This is a genomic window from Algoriphagus aurantiacus (assembly GCF_035156405.1).
In the GTDB taxonomy this organism is placed as follows: domain Bacteria; phylum Bacteroidota; class Bacteroidia; order Cytophagales; family Cyclobacteriaceae; genus Algoriphagus; species Algoriphagus aurantiacus.
The window spans coordinates 1-10,772 of the sequence record NZ_JAXRUT010000056.1 but is presented as its reverse complement, the minus strand read 5'-3'; the positions used below and the strand labels follow the sequence as shown (position 1 = coordinate 10,772).

The 10,772-nt window shown below is 38.6% G+C and carries 14 protein-coding genes; 9 read left to right on the top strand and 5 right to left on the bottom strand.

The window, feature by feature from the left end; genetic code table 11:
- Window positions 1-85 precede the first annotated feature (85 nt).
- Both SYJ56_RS25520 and SYJ56_RS25515 read right to left on the bottom strand, forming a co-directional pair.
- Window positions 86-427 (bottom strand): hypothetical protein, encoded by a 342-nt coding sequence (locus SYJ56_RS25520; protein ID WP_323839183.1) that lies wholly within the window; start codon window positions 425-427, stop codon window positions 86-88.
- 458 nt (window positions 428-885) lie between these two features.
- Window positions 886-2,349 carry a sulfatase gene (locus tag SYJ56_RS25515; RefSeq protein WP_323839181.1) on the bottom strand — a complete coding sequence of 488 codons (1,464 nt, stop codon included), beginning with the start codon at window positions 2,347-2,349 and terminating at the stop codon, window positions 886-888.
- A 573-nt stretch (window positions 2,350-2,922) separates the two neighbouring features.
- Between SYJ56_RS25515 and SYJ56_RS25510 the strand changes: the two genes are divergently transcribed.
- The 3 genes from SYJ56_RS25510 to SYJ56_RS25500 are packed head-to-tail and all read left to right on the top strand — an operon-like array spanning window position 2,923 to window position 4,092.
- Window positions 2,923-3,441, top strand: a complete 519-nt coding sequence (locus tag SYJ56_RS25510) for an alpha/beta fold hydrolase (RefSeq protein ID WP_323839179.1) — start codon at window positions 2,923-2,925, stop codon at window positions 3,439-3,441.
- Entirely contained in the window at window positions 3,404-3,802 is a 399-nt protein-coding gene (locus SYJ56_RS25505; RefSeq protein WP_323839176.1) for an alpha/beta fold hydrolase, read from the top strand. The genes SYJ56_RS25510 and SYJ56_RS25505 overlap by 38 nt, the downstream gene beginning before the upstream one ends.
- 2 nt (window positions 3,803-3,804) lie before the next feature.
- A complete protein-coding gene (locus tag SYJ56_RS25500) occupies window positions 3,805-4,092 on the top strand; it encodes a hypothetical protein (RefSeq protein ID WP_323839174.1) in 288 nt (95 codons plus the stop codon).
- A gap of 176 nt (window positions 4,093-4,268) precedes the next feature.
- On the opposite strand, the gene SYJ56_RS25495 is transcribed toward SYJ56_RS25500, so the two are convergent.
- Window positions 4,269-4,649, bottom strand: coding sequence for a hypothetical protein (locus SYJ56_RS25495; protein ID WP_323839172.1), 381 nt, complete (start codon window positions 4,647-4,649; stop codon window positions 4,269-4,271).
- A 339-nt stretch (window positions 4,650-4,988) separates the two neighbouring features.
- On the opposite strand from SYJ56_RS25495, the gene SYJ56_RS25490 reads away from it, so the two are divergent.
- The 4 genes from SYJ56_RS25490 to SYJ56_RS25475 all read left to right on the top strand — a co-directional run bounded on the left by SYJ56_RS25490 (window position 4,989) and on the right by SYJ56_RS25475 (window position 7,905).
- Window positions 4,989-5,513, top strand: coding sequence for a hypothetical protein (locus SYJ56_RS25490; protein ID WP_323839171.1), 525 nt, complete (start codon window positions 4,989-4,991; stop codon window positions 5,511-5,513).
- 95 nt (window positions 5,514-5,608) lie between these two features.
- Window positions 5,609-6,352 carry an NAD(P)-dependent oxidoreductase gene (locus tag SYJ56_RS25485; protein ID WP_323839169.1) on the top strand — a complete coding sequence of 248 codons (744 nt, stop codon included), beginning with the start codon at window positions 5,609-5,611 and terminating at the stop codon, window positions 6,350-6,352.
- 323 nt (window positions 6,353-6,675) lie between these two features.
- The gene (locus SYJ56_RS25480) at window positions 6,676-7,254 is read left to right on the top strand and encodes a Crp/Fnr family transcriptional regulator (RefSeq protein ID WP_323839167.1); all 579 of its coding nucleotides are present in this window, start codon (window positions 6,676-6,678) and stop codon (window positions 7,252-7,254) included.
- Between the two features lie 78 nt (window positions 7,255-7,332).
- Complete coding sequence (locus tag SYJ56_RS25475) at window positions 7,333-7,905, top strand: hypothetical protein (protein WP_323839166.1); 573 nt, start codon at window positions 7,333-7,335, stop codon at window positions 7,903-7,905.
- On the opposite strand, the gene SYJ56_RS25470 is transcribed toward SYJ56_RS25475, so the two are convergent.
- Entirely contained in the window at window positions 7,906-8,049 is a 144-nt protein-coding gene (locus SYJ56_RS25470) for a hypothetical protein (RefSeq protein WP_323839164.1), read from the bottom strand.
- A 313-nt stretch (window positions 8,050-8,362) separates the two neighbouring features.
- Here SYJ56_RS25470 and SYJ56_RS25460 point away from each other — a divergent pair, with 313 nt between their 5' ends.
- A complete protein-coding gene (locus SYJ56_RS25460) occupies window positions 8,363-8,848 on the top strand; it encodes a YybH family protein (protein WP_323839162.1) in 486 nt (161 codons plus the stop codon).
- A 60-nt stretch (window positions 8,849-8,908) separates the two neighbouring features.
- Window positions 8,909-9,709: an RNA polymerase sigma factor gene (locus SYJ56_RS25455; protein ID WP_323839160.1), complete on the top strand. Its 801-nt coding sequence runs from the start codon at window positions 8,909-8,911 to the stop codon at window positions 9,707-9,709.
- A gap of 719 nt (window positions 9,710-10,428) precedes the next feature.
- Here the strand turns inward: SYJ56_RS25455 and SYJ56_RS25450 are convergent.
- Window positions 10,429-10,772 (bottom strand): hypothetical protein (locus SYJ56_RS25450; RefSeq protein ID WP_323839158.1); only part of this gene is annotated, 344 nt, incomplete at its 5' end.

Below are 10,772 nucleotides of genomic sequence, written 5' to 3'. Positions count from 1 at the left end.
GTGATCCGCTTGTATATGTTTGAATTTCAGATACTTAAATATACTCAAGTGTACTGGTTCTATCTATATTCACATCCCAATAATTCTACACTTTATTAATCGAACTCAGGTAAATAGCATTCAGGGAAATACGATCCAAGGTATTTGGCGAGTGCACGGTTTTGAAATAACCTATAGCCAATATCGCAAAACCACGAGCAAGAAATTCCTCCCGCTTATCTTTTAAGTAGTTTCGCTCCCAATCATTCCCTCCCGAACCACCGCCAAATGCAACGATCAAGGGTTGATTTTCACTATCACCTAAGTATAACCGTGTATCCAGCTGGCCATAATTCTCTGGGAGGGATGGAGTTCGACTCCCCAAATAGAAAAGAAACAGGACTAGAATAGCCAGTACAATTCCGGAGACTTTGAATGTTTTATGCATAAAGAAGTGGTTTGGTGTAGTTTAGGAAGTATAAGGGTTGAAATTGAAAGTCATTTCTGGTGGATCTTTTCCGGATCAGCTACTGAAAAGCAGAATCGTCAGTTTTTTAAATTCAAAGAAAATTGGCTCTACCATTCTGGGACAAGAGTAGGTATTTTCTGAGTTTAGATAATGCGGATTTATGTCCTTTTGCCCGACATTCACCCGACTTTTGATTTTAGGCTATGTCACCTTTATTTGACCGAATGAATTTGGGGAATCACTTTGATGCTCTAACAGTGGATCTGCAGGGATTTATTCGCTTTTCCCGGAGAAGGAATTAGCAGTTTACTTAAACTTTGGAAGCAAGCCTTGATGAGGAATTCTGGAATATTTAAACCTGTAGGTCGGAAAAAAATACCTCTGTATTCTAGGATATAAGCTTCTTGGTGCTTTTTCACTATGGATAGTTCTCCAGGTTATTCTTTCGCTTCATTCGGCCGTGGAAATGCTGCTTTTGTTTCAACCAGCCAATTGAAAAGTTTGGTTTTGAGGGTTTCTGATTTCCCAGGATTTTCTGCGATCAAATTATTCCGCTCTCCGATATCCTCCTTAAGATTATAAAGCTCCATTTTCTGTGTCTCGTAGAAATAGATCAGCTTCCAGTCTCCCTCTCGAATGACCGAACCCGGATTTCCCCCCTGATTGCCATAGTGAGGATAATGCCAAAAGAGCGCTTCCCGATCGGTAGCCATTTCAGGTTTCATGATCCAGTTTTTTAGGCTTATCCCATCCAAGTTTTCGACAGATTCCAAGGTTTCTTGATTGCCGCTTAGATCCAAAAAGGTTGGAAAAAAGTCGTTGGAGATTACCGGGGCATGGATTTCTTTTCCCGAAGGGATGTGTCCCTTCCAAGACATAATCATCGGAACCCGAATACCACCTTCGTAAAGCCATCCCTTTCCCGCCCGGAGCGGCAGATTGGTTGTTGGACTGCCTTCAGCGGTGGATAGGCCACCATTGTCAGAGAAAAATACGATGATGGTATTTTCGGTCAATCCTTGCTTTTCAATTTCATCTACTACTTTTCCCACTGCTTGATCCATCGCTTCGACCATTCCTGCATAGATCGTATGTGCCTGTGTGATTCGGTTTTGGTTGGCATGCTCGGGTTCAAACTTGTCCTCTAGCCCCAAAGCAGCACGCTTAGCGAGGTATTTTTCTTCCAATGCTATGGTAGTCATTAGCGGAGTATGAACCGAATAGAAAGAAAGCATCGCGAAAAATGGCTTTGACTTATTTTCACGAATAAACTTAGAGGTCTCTTCTGCTAATCTTTCGGGAAGGTATTCTCCATCTGTACCATTTTCGAGCCTTGGGTTTTCGTAGGGGGAAAAATACTTTTTCCCAGTCGATGGAGCTCCTTTATCGTTTCCTCCTTTGTTAATATCAAATCCTTGGTTTTCTGGCCAATGACTTTCTTCTTCGCCCAAGTGCCATTTTCCCGCAAAAAATGTAGCATATCCTGCTGATTTGAAGGCTTCAGCCATCGTGATTTCTTCTAAAGCCAAATTAGGCTCATAGTGGGCAGGTTTGAGGGGCTTGTTTTTTGTCCAGTGGGATTGAATCTGATCAGGTTGTGGAGCGCCAAACCAGTCGGTGTTGTACATTTTCGAAGGGTATTTTCCAGTCATGATGCTCGCCCGTGTAGGGGAGCAAACCGGAGATGCGGTGTAGGCTTGGGTGAATTTGATTCCAGACTGGACCAATAGATCCAAATTTGGAGTTTCGTAAAACTCACTTCCAAAACTTCCCAAATCTGTCCATCCTAAATCGTCAACGAGAAAAAAAACCACATTTGGAGGTGTAGTGGATTGGGCTCGAATTTGACTGGGGAATGTTAAAAAAGATAAACTTATTACAAGGATTAGGATCGATTTCATTTTAGGTCAGTGTCTTTTGTCCCTGAATACTAGCGCAGCTTTTTCTAAAAGCCTAATCTTTTACTGCGGTAAGCAGGTGGGGATATATCCCATCCCAGTGATTTTATACCTTAAAGACTGGAGAATCGAAAAATGGACTAGTCGGTAGCGTTATGAAAAAGTTAAAAATCAGTGGTAATTTGACAACATATAGTTCAATCTGTTGGGTGAAATGAAACGTGTGAAAAATATCACCTTAATAGGTGTATGGAGTGAAGCTTTGAATTTAAATATGGACTGCTCCACCTTCATTCTTTTCTGACCTAGATTTTAGCGTTGAGATAGATTTAGAGTTGAGATAGATTGATTTCATAGCTGGGTGGTAGTACAGTTGAAAACTCAATATAATTTTGTGCCTATTGTTCATTCTCTAGCTGGGACTGCTGGAGTAGTTATAACGCTTTTATATGGAACGCTCTAGTTTACCCATATATAACTTTAATCTTATATAACCTAAATTTATCTTTTTATTGAGATAGAATTAGTGTTGCTAAGTTCTAATGTAGGTCTTTAACTATATTATTATTTATTTTTATGAATCCAACTACCCATTACGCCAAAAGTGGAAGAATCAACATTGCCTATCAGGTTTTTGGAAGCGGTGTCACCGACCTCGTCTATATCACAGGCTGGGTTTCAAATATTGATTTAATGTGGGCATGTCCACAGTTAGTGACATTTTTGGAAGAACTTGGAAAGGTTTCCAGGGTTATTCTTTTTGATAAAAGAGGTGCCGGACTGTCAGACAGGATAGTAGAATTGTCCACTTTGGAAGAGCGTATGGATGATATCCGGGCAGTCATGGATGCTGTCGGCTCTCAAAAATCTATATTATTTGGCCATTCTGAAGGAGGCTCTGTCTCTGCATTGTTTGCAGCCACTTATCCTCACAGAACCATCGGCCTGGTTACATTTGGCATTTTTGCCAAACGAATATATTCGTCTGATTACCCCTGGGCACCCACCAATTCTGAAAGGCAAACAGTATATGACATGATCGAGAATAGCTGGGGATATGGGATTGGAATCACTGGCACCTTCCATGGCCAATGATCCTGAATTTATGAATTGGCTTGCCAATTACTTCAGGTCCGGTGCCAGTCCCAGTGCGGCGATGGTTTTAACCAAGATGAACACTCAGGTGGATATCGTGGATATTTTAGGATCAATTAAGGTACCGACACTTTTAATGCAGCGTACACAAGATATAGATGTAAAAATTGAGGAAGGTAAGTTCATAGCCAATCGAATTAAAGGTGCGAAGTTTGTCGAATTTGAGGGGGAGGATCATCTTTTCTGGGTAGGGAACACTCAGGAGATATTGGATACAAAGAGGTCATTCATACTTCATATCAAGCCGGTTGTCACTTTCCAGAATTTTAGTAATTTGCGCATGCCTATTTTACTCTTTTGAACATGACGCAAGAAAATTTCACTTTTCAGGATATATGTATGAAAAATGATCACCATTGGGATAATGCCTATGCCGTATTAACCTATCACCTGGAGCATGGTAATCTGGAAAAAGTAGTACGTGGCCCTGAAGATATTATTTACAGGAACATACATGGAATGGAGGATAATCACCTCGAGTACGATAGACTCTTTTTAACTCCTTCAGCGCCATCAACTTCATCAAATCCTGCACGGCCTAAGCGGAGAAGAATAGGTGCAGAGAAGGTGGAGATTCCAAGAGGTGAGTAGTGAGGCGGTGGATAATTAATATCTTTTTCACTATTCGCGATGCACAATGGGGGATTTAAGCTGTTGAATTTGGCCCAAACTTCAGTTATATCCAGCCTGGTAAATTACAAGCCTAAAATAAACCGAAAGGAATGAGGGTATTAACAATACAATCAACGAAGGTGAATCTCTTTCATTTAACTTATTGCGACAATAAAGCTTGTAATTAATTGGACCAAAGCTACGGGAGCCCACATGCGTTCAATTTTACTCGGGGTAATACTATTTAAAACTGTCCCAATTCCAAAAAAGACTACTATAAACCATACTCCGATTACAGAGGCCGACTTTAGTTGGGGGAATAGCATATCTGCTTTTGCTAATATAAGTGCTGCAGTAAAACTCAATAGTAGCATATTCATGACTGCAACAACTCTCATTTTAAGGGGATAAGTGCCAGGGTATTTTCCTCCCATAGAAGCTTCACCGTATGGCATACCTAAAGCTAAACATCCCTGAAAAAGGATTACTATTACTGTTAAGTTTGCAAAAATTATTGCAGCTACTGATTCTAGCATTTATAGTACAACTAGTCAAATCACTAATAAATTCTGACCTGCCTAAACCCTTAATTTTCAGCTATAGTCATTATCCTTGGGAGCCTAATAAATTTTTCTCAGTTTTCCCGACTTCATAATTCTGTGGAGTTGATGTCTGTAGCAGTACACTCCAGTTTATTAACCAACTCTCCCAAAACGCTTAAACTGAAGCTATTTGAGACCAAAACCGTTTTCCTTGAATTCAAATTTATTAATAGTCTGGGACGGTCTTTCTAAAATCGATCTGGACTTTAAATTCCAGAAAATATAGAGTTTTTAGTTAAGTAAATCAGAAATATTTGTACAAATTCGTAGAGAATGTTACAAAATAAATATTTACCTAATGCTGACTTTTCTAATTCGGAATTCATTGAAATAGATGCTCCATTTGACAAAGTATTTCCAGTAGTAGAAGAATTGAATTTTAAAGAATCCAGAGTCATTTATTGGCTTTTTAAGCTAAGAGGTATACCTGTGCCGGAGAGCCTAACATTAAAAGGGCTAGAGAAAATAAATTTTGTAAAGCTGGAGACAATACCTGATAAGGAGTTAATAATTGGCCTTATTGGACAATTCTGGACTCCAACTGGTCGACTCAAAAGTTTTAAGTCAGAGGATTTCATAAGTTTTGAAAATTTAGAATTTGCAAAGGCTATATGGAGTTTTGAATTGTCAGAAGGTAATAATCTTAAAACAAGATTAAATACTGAGACACGGATATTATGTCCAACAGATGCTTCAAAAGCAAAGTTTAAGATCTACTGGACAATTATTCAACCATTTAGTTCTTGGATAAGAAGAGAGATATTGAAAGCACTAAGAAAACAAGTGGAAATTAATTAGCGGCTATAAGTGCCCCCTTATTACAAAGAAGCATTTCTATCCTCCGTCTTCACAAAGACCTTAACGTAATTCAAAGTTGTTTACAAAGAACTAATATGAACAAATTAGCAACATTAGTAGTTGGAGCAAGCGGAGCGACAGGAAAGCTTTTAGTAGAACGGCTATTAGAATCAGGACAAAAGATTAAAGTTATAGTTCGATCTACAAGTAATATTCCGGATCATTGGAATACAATTGAGAATCTAACAATAATCAAAAGAAAGATTGCAGAAATCACCCCGGAAGAAATGTCCGAATACATCGCAGATTGTCAGGCTGTAGCATCTTGCCTTGGGCATACTATGACGTGGAATGGTATTTATGGAAAGCCAGAAAAACTTGTTACGGATACAGTAAGATTGCTGTGTGAAGCAATTATTAAAAATGCCTCTGAAAGACCAATCAAATTTGTTTTGATGAATACAGCAGGAAACAGCAATAGAGATATTTACGAACCTGTTTCAGTAGGAGAGAAAATGGTAATAGGAATGATTAGACTCTTACTTCCACCTCACCCAGACAATGAAAAAGCAGCAGACTATTTAAGACTAAAGGTCGGACAGAATAATCCGAACATTGAATGGGTTGTAGTTCGTCCGGACACATTGATAAACGAAGAAAATTTTTCAGAATATTCTTTACATAAATCACCCACTAGAAGTGCGATTTTTAATCCGGGTAAAACTAGCAGGATCAATGTAGGCCATTTTATGGCAAGGCTTATATTAGACGACGATTTGTGGAGTACTTGGAAAGGACAAATGCCGGTAATCTATAATGTCACAAAATTAACCGAATAGATCTACTGTCTTGATTTACTATAATTGCCGTTTGGCTGCAAGTGTATTCCGGACAGCATTTTGTGTCCCGTTTTGGCATATTTTAAAAAAGCTATGGAGCTAAATCCAGGGAATGATAGAGCAAAAAAAGAATTGGAGAATTTGTAATTCAATAAAAGCGGTGAGGTATTGTTTTATACCGTGTTGTCGGGTCATTGGGACAGGGAGGGGATTGAATGGATATGGGGGGAGGGATTGCGCGAATTGTATGATGGAACAGAAAAAGAATTCCTACACTGGCCTATATTCGGCGTAGATTCAAGTATGACTAAAAAGTAAATAGAATGGAAGATCATTTTAAAGCAATTCTAGGAAGCATTACCTCATTTTCCGAGACTGAATGGAATGAAATCAGAAGTTGCTTTAGTGTAAAAAATATTTCATCAAAGAATCTGGTTACTAAGATTGGTGATGTAGAGAAGAACATTTATTTCATCATAAATGGGGTGTTGCGACTCTTTTGTCTGAATCCCAAGAATGAAGAAGTGACCATCTTCCTGTTCAAAGAAAATCATTTTGCAAGTTGTTTCCAGAGTTTTTTGACTCAAAGTGAAAGTGACCAGGCTCTGGAGTCCATTACAGATTGTACCCTCTTGGTAATTGATAAAAAAAAGCTGGAAGGACTCTATGAATCCATTCCTCAAATGAATCTAGTAACTCGGGTAATTTCGGAGCAACGCTTTGTCAATGCACAGCGGATTTTCACTTCGCAGATTATGTACACCCCCGAGCAGCGTTACCTGCGTTTCGAAAAAGAACATGGGGATTTATTATTGAGGGTTCCCCATCATATAATTTCTTCTTTTTTAGGCATTACTCCGGTTTCTATGAGCAGAATAAGGCGAAGAATTATTCAGAAATAGGTTTTCTTATCTTTTGTTAAGAGTACCGGCTGATCTTTTCGGGAAATTTGCTGGCTATTAAGACATTTGGAAAATCCCATGAAAATTAGCCGGTTATTTATTTTACTCCTTTTATTGGCAACTTTGAATTTGCCGAAATTTTCAGTCGCCCAGAAAAAAACACAGGCAATCGGGCTGGAAATAGAATCAGACCCGATTGCTTTTATTTTTAATGGGTATTCGCTCCATACTGCGTATACCTTTTCAAGTTTTAGGGCAAGTTTGGGAGTTTTTGGCATACAAACCCCAGAGTTTTTCCTTGCGGATGATAGATTTTCAGTTTTTTCTTCCGGATATGATATGAAATTCGATTATCTATTCAATAGAACCGGAGGATTTTTCGTAGGTACACAGTTTGTCTACGGAAGAGATAAAATTGAACTTAAGGATTCGCATGAAAGGGAAAGCGTTTGGGGTTATTCAGTGGGATTAAGAACAGGATATAGATTTATGTTTGGTAGGGAGGAGTCGGGTTCCCGAGGCTTTTATATTGTTCCTTGGTTTGCGCTGATGTATTCACCTGATGCCAAGCCCCAACACATCGGAGCCGAAACCTATGCTCAGCCTAAATGGACTCCTTTTCCAACCATCCATTTGGGTTGGAGATTCTGATTAGTGCATCAATGTTCCAGGAGCAACAGAATCTGAGCTTTCTAACTCTATATCGGATCCGGCACTTAAGAAACTGGCTGATGAGCAGTTTAGGTCTGACACCATCCCGGCTGATGCAATTGCCAGAGCTGTAGTCTTTGCCATAGTGCAGCCTGAGGATGTTGATGTAAATGAACTTGTTGTTCGTCCCACAGCCCAGAAGGCCTTTTAATCATTAGTCAAACAGATGTAATAAAAAAACTTATGAAGCAATTATCAATTTTAATCTCAGGATAAGGTTGAGGAGTGGGATTGTTAACTGCAAAAACACTTATCGAAGCTGGACATCACGACCGTTGTGCGTCAGCATGAGCGATACGTCTGTAAAAAAATATTCGTACTGAAAATTCACAGTTTCCATTTTGACTTGTCTAATGTATTGTAGCCAAACTTAATTGGTTACTTAAAATTAAACCGTATGTACAAGACAAGTATCTATTTATTAACAGCATTGACTTTTGGAATAGTTTCACTGAGCAATGCACAAACAATAAAAACAATGGACAGCAAGTTTAATGAAGAACAAAAAAAGGTTTACAGCACTATAGAGAAAATGGTGACATCATTTCAAAGCAAAGACATTGATGGAGTATTATCCACATACGAAAGCAATGCCATAGTTATGTTTGAGCCTCAAATTCCTGTACAGGGAAAAGACAATTTGCGATTAGCCTTTACTGAGTTTGTAGGTTTTAACCCTCAATACTCATTTAGCGGACATGAAGTGTATATATCAGGTGATATTGCAACACATATAGCTCCTTGGAAAATGGTTGGGCAATTGCCCGATGGTACAAAAATTGAACAAAGTGGCTTATCAATAGCTGTACTCAGAAAACAAGCTGATGGCAATTGGCTAATGATACAAGACAACCCACACGGTCAATTTTTATTAGATAAGTAAAATAAATAGTTAACAGAAGTGATTGCACAAATGGACATTCCCTTCTATTAAATTTAAAATATGGAAGAACAGGAATTAATAAGAAAGTGTTTGCAAGGCGACAAGAGAAGCTTAGAACAACTTATTCAGTCGGTTCAAGGATTCATATTTAATCTTTCACTTAGATTCTTATGGAATAGAATGGATGCTGAAGATGCAACTCAGGAAATACTTATTAAAATAATCACACATTTAAGCAAATTCAAAGGTCAAAGTAAATTCCAAACTTGGGCATACCGTATTGCAACTAATTACTTGATTAATTTAAAAAGATCAGAAATTGAAAATGTGCTTACTTCATTTGACATATATGCACAGGACTTAAAAATTTATAAGGCTCCGATTGATTATGACTTACCTGACAAAGAATTGTTGGAGAAAGAAATGAAAATAAGTTGTACACTAGCGATGCTTCAATGTCTGAATCGAGAAATGAGATTGACATTCATTTTAGGTAGTATTTTAAAAATTAAAAGCAATATAGGTTCTGAAATCACAAACACTACACCTGAGAATTTCAGGAAGCGACTTGAGCAATCCAGAAAAATATTAAGCGGCTTTCTAACCAACAACTGTGGAGTTTATAACCCTACAAACAACTGCAGATGCAGCCATCGGATTAACACAGCTTTAGTATGTGGACGCATAGAAAAGAATAATTTGAATTATGCAGACAAAATTGATTTTTACAATGAAGAAATGGAAGAGTTAAGTTCTTTAACGGGAATCTACCAGAATCACGGTTCATTCAAAACCAAAGCAGACTTTGTCAATCAACTTAATCAACTCATTTCAACAAAAAGTATAGTCACCGACAATTAACGATATTCAAAATGCCGAACGACACTACAGTAACATTAATATAAGACTATACAAATAGGATTTTCAAAAATAAGGGTACAAAAAAATGGACTAAAAAATCATACAGCCCCACACAACTGTCTGACAAAATCAGACAGTTGTGGTTTTTGGAGTTCAGTGAGACCGTTTATTCAACACGCATTTGCCATCATTGCTGTGAAATTCCGCTGTTCGGCTTTTGCCATGTCGAACAACATTTCGTAGGATTTGTAATCCGGCAACTGAGACCATGCTGATCGGTATATGACTATGCTCGTCCATCTTAGTCACTTGTACCAGCCACCCTGGCCACTAATGTTTTTCAGTTATCGGTTTGCTTTGCATGTAATCAGCGACCATAACGTAGGACAGGAACAAAGACAAACCCAATCAACCGCAAACTGCATTCCTGCCACCGACCGTCCTCAAACCCAGGTAATTCCCTTCCTATTCAGCCTATAATGTGGATAACTTTCTGATTTTCATGCAAAAAATACCCAGCACAAGGTATATAATAGTTCCATTTTTTTCATTTTCTTACATATGTCTTTTAGTTGTTGAAATCGAAGATCCCGAGTTAAGCTATTCTGGAACTATCATTTACTGCTGATTAGCGCCTGCTCCTAAAGAGCCTGTCCCGAGAGCGAAGCGATTCGGGAAGGAGGAGGACAATCCGTCGAAAACCAATTCAGTGAATTGGTTTAGGATTGGGCCAGCCTGTAGGGGAGGCTGATGAGGATGTGGTATACTAAACAGTCATTGGTTCTACTCAAAAAAAATGATCCCGAAGGGATCAAACCTCTGAATAGCCATGGGTTCAACCCATGGATAGCAATAGAATTGAACCATCCCCGACCCCGAAGGGCGTCGAAGCCAACTTTTATAACATCCCTCCGGCCATAAATCCGGAAACCTTCGAACAGCTTTTGATTATAATTGTATGCATCCGACAAAACCATATTGATAGTTGAGTCCTGAATGTATAATGTTGCAGGATGAAAAAGACAAGCAACGAAGCGTACTATTCCCTGTTCTGTAAGTGGCA